Raw genomic sequence first — 17648 nt, forward strand, 5'->3', positions numbered from 1 at the left:
CGGCTGCGGCGGCGCGTATAAGCGAGAAAAAGAATGGCTGACAACACTTCCGGCAATATGATCCAGGTTCGTGATTTGAACTTTTACTATGGAAAATTTCATGCGCTGAAGAATATCAATCTGGATATTGCTAAAAACCAGGTCACCGCTTTTATCGGCCCGTCGGGCTGCGGTAAATCGACGCTGCTGCGCACGTTTAACAAGATGTTTTCGCTCTATCCGGAACAGCGCGCGGAAGGCGAGATCCTGCTGGATGGCGAAAACATCCTGACCGCCAGCCAGGATATCGCCCTGCTGCGCGCGCGCGTCGGCATGGTGTTCCAGAAACCGACGCCGTTCCCGATGTCGATTTACGATAACATCGCTTTCGGCGTGCGCCTGTTCGAAAAACTTTCCCGTGCCGAAATGGATGAGCGCGTACAATGGGCGCTGACCAAAGCAGCGCTGTGGACGGAAACCAAAGACAAGCTGCAGCAGAGCGGCTACAGCCTTTCCGGCGGCCAGCAGCAGCGCCTCTGCATTGCTCGCGGCATTGCCATTCGCCCGGAGGTGCTGCTGCTGGACGAGCCGTGCTCCGCGCTGGATCCTATTTCCACTGGCCGTATCGAAGAGCTGATCACCGAGCTGAAGCAGGATTACACCGTGGTGATCGTCACGCATAACATGCAGCAGGCCGCGCGCTGTTCCGACCATACGGCCTTTATGTATCTGGGCGAGCTGATTGAGTTCAGCGATACGGATACGCTGTTTACCAAACCGCACCAAAAACAAACCGAAGACTATATCACTGGCCGCTATGGTTAAGTTGACTGGAGAAACGCATGGATAATCTCAATCTGAATAAACATATCTCCGGGCAGTTCAACGCCGAGCTGGAGCACATCCGCACCCAGGTGATGACGATGGGCGGCATGGTGGAAAAACAGCTGACGGACGCCATCGTCGCGATGCACAACCAGGATGCCGAGCTGGCGCAGCGGGTGATCGATGGCGACCAGAAGGTCAACATGATGGAGGTGTCGATTGACGAGGCGTGCGTGCGCATTATCGCCAAGCGCCAGCCGACCGCCAGCGACCTGCGTCTGGTGATGGCGATCATCAAAACCATTTCCGAGCTGGAGCGCATTGGCGACGTGGCGGAAAAAATCAGCCGAACGGCGCTGGAAAAATTTGGCCAGCAGCACCAGTCGCTGCTGGTAAATCTGGAATCGCTGGGCTATCACACCATCCAGATGCTGCACGACGTGCTGGATGCTTTTGCGCGCATGGATCTCAATGCGGCTATTGAAATCTATCGGGAAGATAAAAAGGTCGACCAGGAATATGAGGGCATCGTGCGTCAGCTGATGACCTATATGATGGAAGATCCGCGCACCATTCCCAGCGTGCTGACCGCGCTGTTCTGCGCGCGCGCTATCGAGCGTATTGGCGATCGCTGCCAGAATATCTGTGAAATCATCTTCTATTTCGTGAAAGGTCAGGATTTCCGTCACGTTGGCGGCGACAAGCTGGACGAGCTGCTCACCGGCGAAAGCGACGACAAGCCAGTCTGACCATCGCGCTTCCGGCCTGACGCTTTAAGTTGGTCTGGCGGCGCTCGTAATTTATACTTGCCGCACTTCACACCGGCAAGGAACTCCCGTGATGCAACAAAAAAAGGCGTAACGCCAGGCAAAGCGATGCTGGCGGCGATCAGCGGCTACGCAATGGACGGCTTCGATCTGCTGATCCTCGGGTTTATGCTGCCCGCCATCAGCCTTTCTCTGGCGCTCGATCCCTCGCAGGCAGGCTCGCTGGTCACCTGGACGTTGATTGGCGCGGTGATCGGCGGCGTCGTGTTCGGCCATCTCAGCGACAAGCTGGGCCGGATCCGCGTGCTGACCTTTACCATCCTGATGTTTTCCGTGTTTACCGGGCTTTGCGCCTTTGCGCAGGGCTACTGGGATCTGCTGGCGTACCGCACGCTGGCGGGCGTGGGGCTGGGCGGCGAGTTTGGCATCGGCATGGCGCTGATTGCCGAAGCCTGGCCCGCCAACAAGCGTAACCGTGCTTCCGCCTGGGTCGGCATCGGCTGGCAGCTTGGCGTGCTGCTGGCCGCTTTTATTACCCCGCTGCTGTTAACCTACATCGGCTGGCGCGGCATGTTCCTGGTCGGGCTGCTGCCTGCCGCCGCATCGTTTTTTATCCGGCGCGGCCTGGGCGAGCCGGAAGGCTTTACGCGGCATGTGGATGTTCATCAGGGCTTATCGTTCGCCGCCAGGCTGAAGCTGCTGTGTAAAGATGCCGCCACGACTAAGGCCAGCCTGGGGATTTTTATCCTGTGCTCGGTACAGAACTTTGGCTACTACGGCTTGATGATTTGGATGCCGGCTTACCTTTCCAGCCGCTTTGGCTTCTCGCTGACCAAATCGGGGCTGTGGACGGCGGTCACGGTCGTGGGCATGACGTTGGGTATCTGGCTGTTCGGCATGCTGGCCGATCGCTTTGCCCGCTGGAAGATTTTCCTGCTTTATCAGGCTGGTGCGGTCGTGATGGTGGTGGCATACGCCCAGCTACGCGATCCGATGATGATGCTGTTTGCGGGCGCCGTGATGGGGATGTTCGTCAACGGCATGATCGGCGGCTACGGCGCGCTGATCTCAGACACCTATCCCGTGCAGGTCAGAGCTACGGCGCAAAACGTCTTATTTAACCTGGGCCGCGGCGTCGGCGGTTTTGGCCCGCTGGTTATCGGACTGCTGGCGATGCAGTTCTCCTTTACGGCAGCGATTACGCTGCTGGCGCTGATTTACCTGCTGGATATCTTCGCCACGCTGTTTTTACTGCCGAAAAAGCAGGGCAGCGAAGATACGCTGGGCGCGATCGGCTAAACGGTGTCCGCGCCGCCTGGCGCGGAGTGCCTGCTCAGCGCGTCAGTTGCCAGCCTTTTTGCCGCCACAGCTCCGGCAGCTGCGCCATATCGTCAAAAGGCGTCACCAGCGGATGATCCAGCGGCCTGTTGTGGGCGTCCGCGCAGTAATAGAACACCGGGATACCCGCCGCGATGCCTGCTTTGGCGCCCGCTTCGGAATCATCCACCAGGATGCACTGCGCCAGCGGGATCGCCATCTGTTCCGCCGCGTATGCCATCAGCGCGGGATCGGGCTTCCAGCGTGAAATCGTATAGCCGCTGTACAACCGGTCATCAAAATAGTCGAGCATCCCGGTTAATCCCAGCGAATGCTGCATTTTCGGCACGGTGCCGTTCGATACCACGCACATCGGCACGCTAATCTGCGCCAGCAGGGCTTTCGCGCCCGCAATCGGCTGTAGCTGTTGCTCAAAAAGGCGCGCCACTTCCTGACGGTAAGCCGGCTCCAGCTCCGTGACATCGGCGCTGAGATGATGTTCAGCGGTCACGTCGGCAATAATGTCATAGAGCTTTACGCCCTTATATTTTTCAAACATCTCCTGCAGCGACAGCTCGACGCCGTAGCGCGCAAACGTATTGACATAGGCCTGGGTACAAAGCAGCTCGCTGTCTACCAGCGTGCCGTCGCAATCAAAAAAGATACAGCTAACAGACATCGGTTCATCCTTAACGAAGGGGCGTGCTTTTACTTTACGCGTGGAAAGGTAAAACGCGACCGGAAAAGATGAATTTTACGTTAACGGCGCTGAAGTCAGGGCTAACAAGGCGCAATCGGTTGCGAAAAAACTCTGGCGCCGTCTGGCAAATTAAAATTTATCGTTTAGGATAGCCGACGATAACTTTTCTCCGTTTTGGAATCTTATATGAACAACTCAGGTCTACTGCAGCGGATCTTCAAACTACAGGAACACGGCACGACGGTGCGTACGGAAGTGATTGCCGGTTTTACCACCTTCCTGACCATGGTCTATATCGTGTTCGTGAATCCGCAGATCCTCGGCGTGGCGGGCATGAATACCCAGGCGGTATTCGTGACGACCTGCCTGATCGCCGCCGGAGGCAGTATTCTGATGGGGCTGGTCGCCAACCTGCCGGTAGCGCTTGCGCCCGCAATGGGCCTGAACGCCTTTTTTGCTTTCGTGGTCGTCGGCGCGATGGGCGTCTCCTGGCAGACCGGCATGGGCGCCATCTTCTGGGGCGCCGTAGGGCTGCTGTTGCTGACCCTTTTCCGCATTCGCTACTGGATGATTTCCAATATCCCGGTCAGCCTGCGCGTGGGTATTACTGCCGGTATTGGCCTGTTTATCGCGATGATCGGCCTGAAAAATGCCGGGATCGTGGTGCCCAATAAAGAAACGCTGGTGGCGGTAGGCGATCTGACCTCCCACAGCGTCCTGCTGGGCGCGCTGGGCTTCTTTATTATTGCCGTGCTGGCTTCCCGCAATATTCATATTGCAGTGCTGGTTTCCATTGTGGTGACTACGCTGATCGGCCTGGCGCTGGGCGACGTGAAGTATGGCGGCGTGTTCTCTATGCCTACGGGCATTACGTCCATTCTGGGCGAAGTCGATCTGAAAGGGTCGCTGAACGTCGGCATGGCGGGGATCATCTTCTCCTTTATGTTGGTAAACCTGTTTGACTCTTCTGGCACGCTGATTGGCGTAACGGATAAAGCGGGCCTGACCGATGAAAAAGGCACGTTTCCGCGCATGAAGCAGGCGCTTTACGTCGACAGCATCAGTTCGGTAGCGGGCGCTTACATCGGTACTTCTTCCGTTACCGCCTATATCGAAAGCTCCTCCGGCGTTTCTATTGGCGGACGCACGGGCCTGGTGGCCGTGGTGACGGGCGTGCTGTTTCTACTGGTGATGTTCCTGTCGCCGCTGGCGGGCATGGTGCCGGCTTACGCTGCCGCAGGCGCACTGATCTACGTAGGCGTGCTGATGACCTCCAGCCTGGCGCGCGTCAAGTGGGACGACCTGACCGAAGCGGTGCCGGCCTTTGTTACCACCGTGATGATGCCGTTCAGTTTTTCTATTACCGAAGGGATTGCGCTGGGCTTTATTTCTTACTGCGTGATGAAGCTGGGCACGGGCCGCTGGCGTGAAATTTCGCCGTGCGTCATCGTCGTGGCGATCCTGTTTGTGTTAAAAATTGTCTTTATCGACGCGCACTAATCTGAACGGGCCGCTGGCCCGTTTTTTTTCGCCGCGCTAAAGCGCGATTGCTTTTTCCGGCGGCAGGCTCACCAGCCGCAGCGCGCGCGGCCCCATCTTCTGTCCCGTGGCAGGAATATCCTGCAGGCCTTTCCAGCGCGCGTTGTCCACTTCCCACAGCGAGAGCCGCTCACAGCCCGATGAATGGGCGCAAGACCAGATAATCAGCGGCTCAACGTCGGAAAAGGCTTCTGTCTGCGGCTGCAACAGCGAGCGTAGCCGCCCGGACGCGGGATGCAGCCTCAGCGAATCTTTTTCCGGGTTATCGGACAGCTTTAGTATGCTTTGCCGCATCGTCCAGAGCTGGGTGGCCGCCTCATCGGGATCGGTCTGGGCCAGTATCCAGGCTTTTTCGGCCGGAGAAATTTCACGTGAATATCGCTCCAGCGTCTGGCGGCTGTGGGCGCGGACGATTTCCATATCCAGCCCGACGCTGCCGTCTTCTCCGGCTAGCAGTACACCAACGATATTGCCTGCGTAGGCGATGCTGAAATCGGGCAGCTGCGCATCGGCAAAGTGGGGACGTCCGTTTGGTGAGAGCCGGATTTCAGGCAGCGGCGAAATGCCATAAAGGCGCAGCAGCATTTCCGCCAGCAGCATACGGGCCACCAGAAAGCGCGTCCGCCGTCTTTCCGGTAGGTTACTGGCGCTTTCTGTTATCTGTTGAGAAAGCTGGTGTACCGGGACGCGGGTATCCGTCAGGATCCAGCGTGCGAAATGGCTGGCCATCTGTCGCTCCGTGAAAATGGGTGAAAACGCGTTATTATTGTAAGAATTTTCTTAGCGCGTGACACGTAACTTTCCCGTTTTACCTCTAAATTAGGATTAATATTAACGAATGCGCGTGTGGTTCTCATCGTCAATATTATTTTTACATGGCTTTTTAATATCTTCATTGTCTTATTTAAGTTTAATAATTTCCTGTAATGCCAATATATAATTGCTAAAGGGAGTGCAGAAGAATTCCAATAAATTAGTGTAGTAGAATTAAATATTGTTGTTATTTTCAATTTTAAATTGAAGTTGATTGTCGTACGGGAAATAGTGTACTTTCCTCTGCCAGGCACGGAAGGCCGGATTTTATTCACTTCATCAGTAAGTGCTAATAAATCTTTTATAATCAAACGCTAAGAATGTTATGGAAAACAAACCTTTATTTCGCATGGAAGCGGTGCAGCATCTGAAGACGAAATGGCTGGGTAAGGCGTTGTTAACCTCCGGCTATCCCGCCTGGGCCGTCGCTCTGGCGTCAATGCTGTTCTTTATTTTGCTGCTGATGTTTATTCTTTACGGCACCTTTACCCGCCGAATTAACGTCAACGGCGAGGTGATCTCGTTGCCGCACGCCATCACCATCCTTGCACCACAGCAGGGGTTTATTACCAAAACCTGGGCTGAAACCGGGCAGCGCGTAAAAAAGGGCGATCGGCTTTATCAAATCGACGTCAGCCGGATTACCTTGACCGGCAACGTCAGCGTCCGTTCGATCGCTGCGATTAATCAACAGATTGCGCTATCGGAAACGATTATCGCCCGGCTTCAGAAAAACAAAGCGGCCACGCTGAAGAATTTGCAGCATCAGCTGGCGCAGTACCAGGCGGCGCATCAAAAATCGCAGACGCTGATTTTTGAAGCCGGAAACGGCCTGAGCGAAATGCGGAAAAGCATGACGAGTTACGGTGATTACTTACGTAAAGGGTTGATTAACAAGGAGCAGTTCGCCAACCAGCGCTATCTTTTTTATCAGCAGCAGAATGCCTGGCAGAGCCTGAATACGCAGGTTATTCAGGAAGCTTTGCAGATTAGCAGCCTGGAGAGCGAGCTGCTGACCAGGGGGATCGAATATGACAACCAGATTTCGCAATATCAGGCGCAGCGCAGCGATCTGATGCGCCAGCTGGCGGAGGTGGACGCCAGCGGCACGCTGTTTATTACCGCGCCGAGCGACGGCAAAATTGAAAATATGAGCGTGACGGAAGGGCAAATGGTCAGCCCTGGCGACAGCCTGGCCCAGCTGACGCCCGCCAGCAGCAACCGTTATTACCTGATGCTGTGGCTGCCCAACACCAGCATGCCCTATGTCCATCCTGGCGACGCCATCAACCTGCGTTATGAAGCGTTCCCCTTCGAGAAATATGGCCAGTTTCCGGGCCGCATCCTGTCCATTTCCAACGTGCCGGCTTCCTATCAGGAAATGGGCAAGTACAACACGCTTCCGCGCACCGACGGCGTCATTGAACCCTATTACAAGGTAATCGTGTCGCTTGAAGAGAGCCGCTTCAGCTATCAGGGCAAGCCCCTGGCGCTCTCCAGCGGCATGAAAGCGCAGGCCACGCTGTTTCTGGAAAAACGGCCTCTCTGGCAGTGGATGCTGTCGCCTTACTATGACCTCAAAAAAAGCATTAGCGGGCCTGTAAATGAATAATCCTCTTTTTGACACCATCCTGCGTCGGCTGAATTTCAGCTTTCGGCGCAAGGTGCCGGTCGTGTTGCAAACCGAAGCGGCAGAATGCGGCCTGGCCTGTCTGGTCATGGCCTGCCGCTATCACGGCATGGATATTGACCTGTTTAATTTGCGCAGCCGATTTGGCATCTCTTCACATGGCGCTACGCTGGCCGTGCTGATCGACATCGGCAGGCAGCTGAAGCTGAAAACGCGACCGCTGGCGCTGGATCTGGACGAGCTGAAACAGCTGAAAACGCCCTGTCTGCTGCACTGGGATATGAGCCACTTCGTGGTGCTGGTTGCCGTTAAAGGCTCGCGCTTTATCCTGCACGATCCGGCCTTTGGCCGGCGTGTTGTCGGGCTGGCGGAAATGTCCCAGCACTTTTCCGGCGTGGCGCTGGAAGTTTGGCCAGACAGCGAGTTCTCCCGCATTAAACAACGCAGCAGCCTGAGCTTTACCACGATGATGAAAAACGTCAGCGGGCTGCCGGGCTTCCTGGCCAAAATCTTCTGCCTTTCGCTGGTGATAGAAGCGGTTAACCTGCTGATGCCGGTAGGCACGCAGCTGGTGATGGATCATGTGATTATCGCGGAAGACCACGATTTGCTGTCGCTGATCTGTATCGGGCTGCTGGGCTTTATCCTGTTCCGTGCCTTCGTCAGTATGCTGCGCGCCTGGACATCGCTGGTGATGGGATCGCTGATCGACGTACAGTGGAAAGCGGGCATGTTCGATCATCTGCTTAATCTGCCGCTCAACTATTTTGAGAAGCGCAAGCTTGGCGATATTCAGTCCCGCTTTGGCTCGCTGGACGTGATCCGCAACACGCTAACCAGCAGCCTGGTGAACGGTATTATCGACTCGCTGATGTCGATTGGCGTGTTTATCATGATGTTCCTGTACGGCGGCTGGCTGGTATGGGTCGTGCTGGGCTTTACGGCGCTGTATATGCTGCTGCGCCTGGCGACCTGGCAGCGCTATCGGCAGGCGCAGGAAGAGCAGATTGTGAAGGGCGCGCGGGCCAGCTCGCATTTTATGGAAAGCCTTTACGGCATCGGCACGTTAAAAGCGCTGGGCATAACCGCCAAGCGAGCGCAGTTCTGGCTGAATCTGAATATCGACACCACTAACGCCAATATTCGCCTGACCCGACTCGATCTGCTGTTTGGCGGCGTAAACACGTTTATCAGCACCATCGACCAGGTTGTGATCCTGTGGCTTGGCGCCTCAATGGTGATCGATGGTCAAATGACGCTGGGTATGTTTGTCGCCTTTAACGCCTATCGCGGCCAGTTTTCCGACCGGGCCGCCAGCCTGATCAATATGGTGCTACAGCTGAAAATGCTGACGCTGCACAGCGACAGGGTAGCGGACATCGTCTTTACCGACGCCGAAGAAAGCCAGCCGGGCCGGGCGCTGGTCGCCTCGGGCGAACCGGCCAGCTTTGAGGCGCGCGGCGTCACCTATCAGTATGACAAGCTGTCGAAACCGATTTTCAGCGGGCTGAATATCATCGTCGAGGCCGGCGAGAGCGTGGCGATTGTCGGGCCTTCCGGCATTGGCAAAACCACGCTGATGAAGGTCATGTCCGGCCTGCTGGCGCCTGCCGAGGGCGAAATCCTGATCAACGGCCTGAATATCAACAATATCGGGCTGAATAACTATCGGGAATGTATCGCCTGCGTATTGCAGGAAGACAAGCTGTTTGCCGGATCCATCGCTGAGAACATCGCCAGCTTTGACGGCGAGAAGGATATGGAGCGTATTATCCGCTGCGCCATGGACTGCAATATTCATGAGGAAATTAGCGCGATGCCGATGGGCTACGAGACGCTGATTAGCGAGCTGGGCGGCAGCCTGTCGGGCGGACAGAAGCAGCGCTTGCTGATTGCCCGAGCCTTATATCGACGGCCCAACATCCTGTTTCTGGATGAGGCGACCAGCCATCTGGATCTGGCTAACGAGGCGCATATCAATGCTTCCGTGGCGGCGCTGAAAATCACCCGGATCTTTATCGCGCACCGGCCTTCGACTATCGCCAGCGCGGACAGGGTGATTGAGCTGTAAGCTTTAGCAAAAAACGCCTGTAATTACAGGCGTTTTCTATGTTGCCCTTATTCTAAGGTAATCGCTTTTTTGATGTTATTGACCTGAAACTGCAAATCTGTGCCGGGGATTTTAGACCCGACAGCAAACGGATTAACATAGTTTCTCAACGCCGAATAGGGCGCTGTTGACATAGCGGTTCTGACAATTTTAAAGGGAACGGAAAGTTCAACCTCCGTATAGGTACCCACTGTGCCGCCGCTGGTATAGGCATAGGTAGAAACTTTTTTCCCCGTAGGGATATTAACGGGGGCTGCTCCCGGCTCGGTATCGCCGTAGCCAACATAAATGGTCAGCCCATACCCCAACTCGCCTGCAGCATTACGTTTGAAGTAGACTTCCGCGTCTTGCCCATACTGCTTAAGCTGATCTAACGCACAATTAAATTTTACGTCCATTTTTCCGCTATAGATTACGGTGTCGACAGGCGTATCTGCCGATAATTTCAAGCCTAATGTTTTTAAATTAAGCGCTGTTATCGTACTCGAATTTTTACAATTTAGCGTCGTGTCATCAGCTGCACAGGCCGTCATAGTAACAGAGCAAAAAAATAGTGCGGCCAGGCCATTAATGAAGGTTTTTTTCATGAGGATTGTCCTTAATATATCATATGGAAAATTTATCTTTATTTGTAAGGTGTTTTTAACTTATTCTTCCCTATAAAATACAGCCTCATTTCTTTATGACTCTTCTATGTAATTCATTGTTTTTATTGTACAAATACAATAAAAATATTAATTTCTTTCTTTATATTAATAAATTATCCCGGCGGTATCTCACCGCTTTGTCTGGCCTGAATGCATAAGTGAAGCTGATGCAATAATAATTACTTTAACGCTAAAAAATTGCGACATTCGTCTGAGTAATGGTAAAAAATTATTCTGTCTTAATGAGTGAAAGTAAAAAGATATAAGTTCATGTGGGAGTGAAATATAAATAAAAACGGTGCCCACAGCAGGAGCACCATTTTAAATGATTATTTACCGATACAAAAACTGGAGAAAATCCGTCCCAGCAGATCGTCGGAGGTGAACTCGCCGGTGATCTCGCTTAACGCCTGCTGCGCGACGCGCAGCTCTTCCGCCAGCAGCTCGCCCGCTTTGGCGCCCAGCAGCTGCTCTTTGCCCTGAAGTAAGTGAACGGCCGCTAACTCCAGCGCCTGAAGATGGCGACGGCGCGCCAGGAAGCCGCCTTCGGTATTGCCTGCAAAGCCCATCGTTTCCTTCAGATGCTCGCGCAGCACCTCAACACCTTCACCCGTACGCGCGGAGAGACGAATAAGTGAGTGATCGTTTACTTGCGTCAGCCCCAGCGTTTCGCCTGTAACATCCGCTTTGTTGCGTACTACGGTAATCGGCAGGCTGGCCGGCAGACGGGCGATAAAGTCCGGCCAGATTTCCGCCGGTTCGGTCGCGCCGGTGGTGGTGCCGTCAACCATAAACAGCACGCGGTCGGCCTGCTCAATTTCATGCCAGGCGCGCTCAATACCGATCCTTTCCACCTCGTCACTGGCTTCGCGCAGCCCGGCGGTATCGATAATATGCAGCGGCATCCCGTCGATATGGATATGCTCACGCAGCACGTCACGCGTGGTACCGGCAATGTCGGTAACGATGGCCGCTTCACGGCCCGCCAGCGCGTTGAGCAGACTGGATTTCCCGGCGTTGGGGCGGCCTGCAATCACCACCTTCATGCCTTCGCGCAGCAGGCTGCCCTGACGCGCTTCGGCGCGCACGCTGTCCAGATCGGCTATCACCTGATTCAGCTGGGCTTCGATTTTGCCGTCAGACAGAAAGTCTATCTCCTCGTCGGGAAAATCAATCGCCGCTTCCACGTAGATGCGCAGGTGAGTAAGTGCTTCCACCAGCGTGTTGACGCGTAGCGAAAAAGCGCCCTGAAGCGAGTTCAGCGCCGAGCGTGCCGCCTGCTCCGAACTGGCGTCAATCAGATCGGCAATAGCCTCCGCCTGCGCCAGATCGAGCTTGTCGTTAAGGAAGGCGCGCTCGGAGAACTCGCCGGGACGAGCGATACGCACGCCGGGAATAGCCACAATGCGCTTCAGCAGCAGATCCAGAATTACCGGCCCGCCGTGGCCCTGCAGCTCCAGCACGTCTTCGCCGGTAAAGGAATTCGGGCCGGGGAACCAGAGCGCAATTCCCTGATCCAGCGTGGTGCTATCGGCGTCGCGGAAGGGCAGATAGTCGGCGTAGCGGGGCTTCGGCAGCTTGCCCAGCAGCGCCTGGGCCACCTCGGCGGCTTTGGGGCCGGAAACGCGCAGAATACCCACGCCACCGCGGCCTGGCGGCGTCGCCTGGGCGACGATAGTCTCGCTATGACTCATGTTCGACTCTCTTTTTAAGGCAAAAAAATAAGGCGGTCAGTTGACCGCCTTATGATAACCCTTGTCCGCGCCGTTGGCGACGGGACGTCGGTTAAGCTTTTTTCTTGTCGCGGCTGTGCAGACCGCGTTTTTCCAGCCCGCGGTAGATCAGCTGCTGCTGCAGAATGGTCACCAGGTTGCTGACGATGTAGTACAGCACCAGACCAGACGGGAACCACAGGAAGAACACGGTGAAGATAACCGGCATAAAGGTCATGATCTTCTGCTGCATCGGGTCGGTCACGGTGGTCGGCGACATCTTCTGAATGAAGAACATCGTCACGCCCATCAGGATCGGCAGGATGTAGTACGGGTCCTGAGCAGAAAGGTCATGGATCCACAGCGCGAACGGCGCATGACGCAGCTCGATAGAGCCCATCAGCATGTAGTACAGCGCAAGGAAGATCGGCATCTGGATAACCAGCGGCAGACAGCCGCCCAGCGGATTCACCTTCTCTGCTTTATACAGCGCCATCATTTCCTGGCTCATGCGCTGCTTGTCGTCGCCTAAGCGCTCGCGCATCGCCTGAATCTTCGGCTGCAGCATACGCATCTTAGCCATCGAGGTGTACTGCGCTTTGGTCAGCGGGTACATGATGCCGCGCACGATAAAGGTGATGACGATAATGGAGAAGCCCCAGTTACCGATAAAGCTGTGCAGGAACTTCAGCAGCTTAAACAGCGGCTGAGAGATAAACCACAGCCAGCCGTAGTCCACGGTCAGATCCAGGTGTGGGGCGATAGCCGCCATTTTATCCTGAATTTCCGGGCCAACCCACAGCGTGGCGTTGAGGTTCTGCTGCGCGCCTGCCGCAACGGAAACCGGCGTAGACTTGTAGCCTACCGCAGCGATGCCGTTACCCAGATTGCTGGTGTACAGCGTGTTGGCGCCGTTGGTGCGCGGCACCCAGGCGGTAGCGAAGTACTGCTGCAGCATCGCCACCCAACCGTTGTTGGTATTGACGCTCAGGTTTTCGTTATCGCTGATTTTATCGAACTTGTACTTCTCGTAGTTGGTCTCACTGCTGGAGTAAGCCGCGCCACGGAAGGTGTGCAACGCAAAGTTATTGCTGCCGGTATCGCGATGCTTAGGCAGATCGATAGTCTGCTTCAGCTGGCCGAACATCGCCACTTCCAGCGGCTGCTGGGTAGTGTTGTTGATCTGGTAATCGACGTCGATGGCAAACTCGCCGCGCTTCAGCACGAAGGTTTTGGTATAGGTCGCGCCGTTTTCCGCCGTAAAGGTCATTGGAATACGCAGCTCGCTCGCGCCGTCAGCCAGCTCAAAGCTGTCCTGGGTCGTGGTGTAAAGCGGGCGGGCGCCGTTGGCCGGGTTATCCGGGCCGTTGCGTCCGGTCAGGCCGCTTTGTGCCTGATAGAGAAAGCCTGGCGAGGTTTCCAGCAGCTGGAAAGGCTGTGAAGAACCCAGTTTGTCCGGGTAAGTCAGCAGCTGCGCCTGCTCAATATCGCCACCGCGAGTATTGATCTGTAAAGACAGGACGTCAGTCTTAACGGTGATCGTTTTGCCCTGGCCGCTGGCGGGTACACCCTGGTTTGCGGCATCACCGGCTGCTGTCGTGTTTTGCGTGGTCTGGGTTTGCTGCGGCTGCGGAGCATGGTCCGTCTGCCAGGTCTGCCAGATCATAAAAGACACGAACAGAAAAGCGATGAGAAAAAGATTGCGTTGCGAATCCATCGTTAATGTTCTCAGTTATCGTCGGTTTTTGGCGGCACCGGATCGTCACCACCCGGGTTCAAAGGGTGGCATTTTAATACGCGTTTCATCGTCAACCAACTGCCTTTTACCACACCAAACCTGCGCAATGCCTCAATACCGTATTGCGAACAGGTTGGGTGGAAACGACAGTGGGGTCCTAAAAGCGGGCTGATCGCGCGTTGATAAACGCGGATCAGCGCAATCAGGAGCCGCGAGCCAGGCGACAGTGACGACGCCACATCTTCTCCAACGCTTCCATCAGCGCACGGTTATCCAGATCGGCCACGCCTTTTTTCGCCACCACTACAAAATCCATAGCGGGCAGGTCGTGCTGACGCAGACGAAAGCTTTCGCGGGTCAATCGCTTGATCCGGTTGCGTTCATGCGCGCGCTTAACATGTTTTTTGGCGACGGTAAGACCGATGCGGGGATGCCCCAGCGAGTTAAGGCGGCCGAGGATGGTGATTTGCGGCGTACCGGCTCTTTGTGGCTGCTGGAAGACGAAAGTGAAATGAGTGGGAGTTAACAAACGTAACTCCCTGGGAAATGCGAGCTTAACCACTCAGCGGTTAGCTTTTATTACTTAGAAACGGTCAGACGTGAACGGCCTTTAGCACGACGACGTGCCAGAACCTGACGACCATTTTTTGTTGCCATACGAGCACGGAAACCATGTGAACGGTTGCGCTTCAGTACGGACGGTTGAAAAGTGCGTTTCATGGCGATTTCTACCTAAACTTGGAAAATTTCACTTAGTGACGCGCTTGAAAGGTCCGAAAACCAACCGACGCCTCAGTGTATCTTTAATAAAGAGGCGGGATTGTAATAATTGTACAGTCCGGAGTCAATTTACTTCGCTTTTAAAGGCGCGTCTGGATATCCCGTTCGACCGCAAAACCAGCCGGTACGGGCCAGAGCGCAACACGCCGGGGCACGAATTATACGGCCTCTGTCGTAAAGCGCAAGGATCGTTCAGGATCTTCCGCCGATCTTATTGCAAGCGCGTTGCGTAAATAACGTGACGGCGCCTTAAATTTTCATCTTATGCGCAGGATCCTGAATGTCTTTTGAGCGCGAACGAGTAAACTTGTCCCTGCGCGCTTTGCCCTGTGGATAAATTGGAACAAAACTGTGTAGAAAGTGAAGATCTCTGCTGCGCTTTGCGCTATGATCCGCCCTTCCGTTAGCGATCCTTCGGGTCAGTCAGCGGCGGAGAAACCGCGGACAGCGGTTCGTATGTGCGTCATCTGCATGCGTCAACAATGATGAATTTATCGCTTCAGCGCCTTTTTTCTTATCGAATATTTTCGAGTGGAGTCCGCCGTGTCACTTACGCTTTGGCAACAGTGTCTTGCCCGTTTGCAGGATGAACTACCTGCCACCGAATTCAGCATGTGGATACGTCCGCTCCAGGCTGAATTGAACGACAACACCCTGGCCCTGTATGCACCAAACCGCTTTGTGCTCGACTGGGTTCGTGACAAATACCTTAACAATATCAATGCGCTGCTTAATGATTTTTGCGGCGCCGATGTGCCGCTGCTGCGCTTTGAAGTCGGCAGCAAGCCGGTAACGCGTCCGGTCAGCCAGCCGGTGATGAGCAGCGCCAGCGCGCCGCCGCCGATGAACCGACCGGCACCGGTACGTCCAAGCTGGGACAGCATGCCTGCGCCTGCGGAACTGTCGTATCGTTCAAACGTGAACACCAAGCATAACTTCGATAACTTCGTTGAAGGTAAATCGAACCAGCTGGCGCGTGCGGCCGCTCGTCAGGTCGCCGACAACCCCGGCGGCGCCTATAACCCTCTGTTCCTCTATGGCGGCACTGGCCTGGGGAAAACTCACCTGCTGCATGCTGTGGGTAACGGCATTATGGCGCGCAAGCCCAACGCCAAAGTGGTCTATATGCACTCGGAACGTTTTGTGCAGGACATGGTGAAGGCGCTGCAAAACAACGCCATTGAAGAATTTAAGCGCTACTACCGTTCGGTAGACGCGCTGCTGATCGATGATATTCAGTTTTTCGCCAACAAGGAGCGCTCGCAGGAGGAGTTTTTCCACACCTTCAACGCGCTGCTGGAAGGCAATCAGCAGATCATCCTGACGTCGGATCGCTATCCTAAAGAGATCAACGGCGTCGAAGATCGTCTGAAATCCCGCTTTGGCTGGGGCCTGACGGTGGCGATCGAGCCGCCAGAGCTGGAAACCCGCGTGGCTATCCTGATGAAAAAGGCGGATGAAAACGATATTCGCCTGCCGGGCGAGGTCGCCTTCTTTATTGCCAAGCGCCTGCGGTCCAACGTGCGTGAGCTGGAAGGCGCGCTGAACCGCGTGATCGCCAACGCCAACTTTACCGGCCGCGCCATCACCATCGACTTTGTGCGTGAAGCGCTGCGCGATCTGCTGGCGCTGCAGGAAAAGCTGGTCACCATCGATAATATCCAGAAGACGGTGGCGGAATATTACAAGATTAAGGTAGCCGACCTGCTTTCCAAGCGGCGTTCGCGCTCCGTCGCGCGTCCTCGCCAGATGGCGATGGCGATGGCGAAAGAGCTGACCAACCACAGCTTGCCGGAAATCGGCGACGCTTTCGGGGGTCGTGACCATACTACGGTGCTGCACGCCTGTCGCAAGATCGAGCAGCTGCGTGAAGAGAGTCACGATATTAAAGAAGATTTCTCAAATCTAATCAGAACATTATCTTCCTGACGCTATGAAATTTATTGTTGAACGTGAGCAGTTACTTAAACCTTTACAGCAGGTCAGCAGCCCGCTGGGCGGACGGCCGACGCTGCCGATCCTCGGCAACCTGCTTTTACAGGTTAACGACGGCAGCCTGCTGCTGACGGGAACGGACTTAGAGATGGAAATGGTGGCCCGCGTCGCGTTGACGCAGGATCACGAGCCGGGCGCGACCACCGTGCCCGCGCGTAAATTTTTCGATATCTGCCGCGGTCTGCCTGAAGGCGCAGAGATCACGGTGATCCTGGATGGCGAAAGAATGCTGGTGCGCTCCGGCCGCAGCCGCTTCTCGCTTTCCACGCTGCCGGCCAGCGACTTCCCGAACCTGGACGACTGGCAAAGCGAGGTGGAATTCACGCTGCCGCAGGCCACGATGAAGCGCCTGATCGAAGCCACCCAGTTTTCTATGGCCCATCAGGACGTACGCTACTACCTGAACGGGATGCTGTTTGAAACGGAAGGCGAAGAGCTGCGCACCGTCGCCACCGACGGCCACCGTCTGGCGGTTTGCTCGATGCCGGTAGGCCAGTCGCTGCCCAATCATTCGGTGATCGTGCCGCGTAAGGGCGTGATTGAGCTGGTGCGCCTGCTGGACGGCGGCGAGACGCCGTTACAGGTGCAGATCGGCAGCAACAATATTCGCGCGCACGTCGGCGACTTTATCTTCACCTCCAAGCTGGTGGATGGCCGCTTCCCGGACTATCGTCGCGTGCTGCCGAAAAACCCGGACAAAACGCTGGATGCCGGCTGCGATCTGCTGAAGCAGGCTTTTTCGCGCGCGGCAATCCTCTCTAACGAGAAGTTCCGTGGCGTTCGCCTGTATATCAGCGAAAACCAGCTGAAAATCACCGCCAACAACCCGGAACAGGAAGAAGCGGAAGAGATTCTGGACGTCACTTATGGCGGCACCGATCTCGAAATCGGCTTTAACGTCAGCTACGTGCTGGACGTGCTTAACGCGCTGAAGTGCGAAAACGTACGTCTGCTGCTGACCGACTCCGTTTCCAGCGTGCAGATTGAAGACGCGGCCAGCCAGTCGGCGGCCTATGTCGTCATGCCAATGCGTTTGTAGTAAAATTATCGGGCTGACTTGGTCCGGCGCCCGCCGCCCTCGCGTGCTTTCACGCGG

General features: G+C 55.4%; 16 protein-coding genes. 8 read left to right on the forward strand and 8 right to left on the reverse strand.

Annotated features, from left to right (window positions below; genetic code table 11):
* Positions 1-33 precede the first annotated feature (33 nt).
* The 3 genes from pstB to ACVWZ0_RS00890 all read left to right on the forward strand — a co-directional run bounded on the left by pstB (position 34) and on the right by ACVWZ0_RS00890 (position 2870).
* Entirely contained in the window at positions 34-804 is a 771-nt protein-coding gene (gene pstB, locus ACVWZ0_RS00880) for a phosphate ABC transporter ATP-binding protein PstB (RefSeq protein WP_125289188.1), read from the forward strand.
* Positions 805-821: 17 nt separating this feature from the next.
* Positions 822-1553, forward strand: a complete 732-nt coding sequence (phoU, locus tag ACVWZ0_RS00885; RefSeq protein ID WP_253456809.1) for a phosphate signaling complex protein PhoU — start codon at positions 822-824, stop codon at positions 1551-1553.
* 126 nt (positions 1554-1679) lie between these two features.
* Positions 1680-2870, forward strand: a complete 1191-nt coding sequence (locus tag ACVWZ0_RS00890; protein ID WP_253456806.1) for an MFS transporter — start codon at positions 1680-1682, stop codon at positions 2868-2870.
* A gap of 34 nt (positions 2871-2904) precedes the next feature.
* Here ACVWZ0_RS00890 and yieH read toward each other — a convergent pair whose 3' ends face one another.
* Positions 2905-3567, reverse strand: a complete 663-nt coding sequence (gene yieH / locus ACVWZ0_RS00895; RefSeq protein WP_253456803.1) for a 6-phosphogluconate phosphatase — start codon at positions 3565-3567, stop codon at positions 2905-2907.
* Positions 3568-3774: 207 nt separating this feature from the next.
* Here yieH and ACVWZ0_RS00900 point away from each other — a divergent pair, with 207 nt between their 5' ends.
* Positions 3775-5088 (forward strand): NCS2 family permease, encoded by a 1314-nt coding sequence (locus tag ACVWZ0_RS00900; protein WP_125289191.1) that lies wholly within the window; start codon positions 3775-3777, stop codon positions 5086-5088.
* A 36-nt stretch (positions 5089-5124) separates the two neighbouring features.
* On the opposite strand, the gene ACVWZ0_RS00905 is transcribed toward ACVWZ0_RS00900, so the two are convergent.
* Positions 5125-5856, reverse strand: a complete 732-nt coding sequence (locus ACVWZ0_RS00905) for a 4'-phosphopantetheinyl transferase family protein (protein WP_253456800.1) — start codon at positions 5854-5856, stop codon at positions 5125-5127.
* Positions 5857-6265: 409 nt separating this feature from the next.
* Here ACVWZ0_RS00905 and ACVWZ0_RS00910 point away from each other — a divergent pair, with 409 nt between their 5' ends.
* Together ACVWZ0_RS00910 and ACVWZ0_RS00915 are read left to right on the forward strand one after the other, a co-directional pair.
* Positions 6266-7552, forward strand: a complete 1287-nt coding sequence (locus ACVWZ0_RS00910) for an HlyD family secretion protein (protein ID WP_253456797.1) — start codon at positions 6266-6268, stop codon at positions 7550-7552.
* Positions 7545-9641: a peptidase domain-containing ABC transporter gene (locus ACVWZ0_RS00915; protein ID WP_253456794.1), complete on the forward strand. Its 2097-nt coding sequence runs from the start codon at positions 7545-7547 to the stop codon at positions 9639-9641. Before ACVWZ0_RS00910 ends, ACVWZ0_RS00915 begins: the two co-directional genes overlap by 8 nt.
* Positions 9642-9688: 47 nt before the next feature.
* Here ACVWZ0_RS00915 and ACVWZ0_RS00920 read toward each other — a convergent pair whose 3' ends face one another.
* The 6 genes from ACVWZ0_RS00920 to rpmH all read right to left on the reverse strand — a co-directional run bounded on the left by ACVWZ0_RS00920 (position 9689) and on the right by rpmH (position 14497).
* Positions 9689-10267, reverse strand: a complete 579-nt coding sequence (locus tag ACVWZ0_RS00920; RefSeq protein ID WP_253456791.1) for a hypothetical protein — start codon at positions 10265-10267, stop codon at positions 9689-9691.
* A 389-nt stretch (positions 10268-10656) separates the two neighbouring features.
* Entirely contained in the window at positions 10657-12021 is a 1365-nt protein-coding gene (gene mnmE / locus ACVWZ0_RS00925; protein WP_253456788.1) for a tRNA uridine-5-carboxymethylaminomethyl(34) synthesis GTPase MnmE, read from the reverse strand.
* A 91-nt stretch (positions 12022-12112) separates the two neighbouring features.
* Positions 12113-13756, reverse strand: coding sequence for a membrane protein insertase YidC (yidC, locus tag ACVWZ0_RS00930; RefSeq protein ID WP_125289196.1), 1644 nt, complete (start codon positions 13754-13756; stop codon positions 12113-12115).
* Positions 13757-13767: 11 nt separating this feature from the next.
* Complete coding sequence (yidD, locus tag ACVWZ0_RS00935; protein ID WP_125289197.1) at positions 13768-14016, reverse strand: membrane protein insertion efficiency factor YidD; 249 nt, start codon at positions 14014-14016, stop codon at positions 13768-13770.
* Entirely contained in the window at positions 13980-14339 is a 360-nt protein-coding gene (rnpA, locus tag ACVWZ0_RS00940; RefSeq protein ID WP_125289198.1) for a ribonuclease P protein component, read from the reverse strand. The genes yidD and rnpA overlap by 37 nt, the downstream gene beginning before the upstream one ends.
* 17 nt (positions 14340-14356) lie before the next feature.
* Positions 14357-14497, reverse strand: coding sequence for a 50S ribosomal protein L34 (rpmH, locus tag ACVWZ0_RS00945; RefSeq protein ID WP_003849659.1), 141 nt, complete (start codon positions 14495-14497; stop codon positions 14357-14359).
* A gap of 603 nt (positions 14498-15100) precedes the next feature.
* Between rpmH and dnaA the strand changes: the two genes are divergently transcribed.
* Positions 15101-16486, forward strand: a complete 1386-nt coding sequence (gene dnaA / locus ACVWZ0_RS00950) for a chromosomal replication initiator protein DnaA (protein ID WP_253456786.1) — start codon at positions 15101-15103, stop codon at positions 16484-16486.
* 4 nt (positions 16487-16490) lie between these two features.
* Positions 16491-17591, forward strand: a complete 1101-nt coding sequence (gene dnaN / locus ACVWZ0_RS00955; RefSeq protein WP_253456783.1) for a DNA polymerase III subunit beta — start codon at positions 16491-16493, stop codon at positions 17589-17591.
* Positions 17592-17648 lie beyond the last annotated feature (57 nt).

The organism is Erwinia sp. TECH1 (genome assembly GCF_054057575.1).